At 39.7% G+C, this 383-nt stretch carries 1 protein-coding gene; it reads left to right on the top strand.

Going from position 1 to position 383, the window contains the following annotated elements:
* On the top strand, positions 1-383 hold a 383-nt coding region (locus tag ACF91D_RS32330), incomplete at both ends, for a zinc-binding dehydrogenase (protein WP_392438800.1).

The raw sequence follows: 383 nt of genomic DNA, 5'->3' as shown, positions 1-383 counted from the left end.
TTTATTAGGTGTTGCTGGATTTTCGGAATATGCAGTAGTGTCGACCAATTCAATTGTTAAAGTAGATAAAGATATTTCATTTGAAAAAGTAGCTATCTTTGGGTGTGCTATTATTACGGGGATTGGAGCGGTTATTAATACTGCTCAAGTGAGACCAGGTAGCACAGTTGCAGTAATCGGTCTTGGAGGAGTCGGATTAAGTGCCATATTAGGTGCGAAATTAGCCGGAGCGAGTGAAATTATTGCATTAGACATTAATGAGGATAAATTTACCTTAGCTAAAGAATTAGGAGCCACTCAAGTGTTCAACTCTTCCTCTGAGGAGGGGGTAGAAGTATTAAACGAATATGTCCCTGGTGGTGTAGACTATGCCTTTGAAACTG

Source organism: Staphylococcus sp. 231237_7MaSpsaltlick (assembly GCF_043107035.1).
Note: the sequence above shows the minus strand (reverse complement) of the source record. Positions and strands in the feature narration are given on the sequence as shown.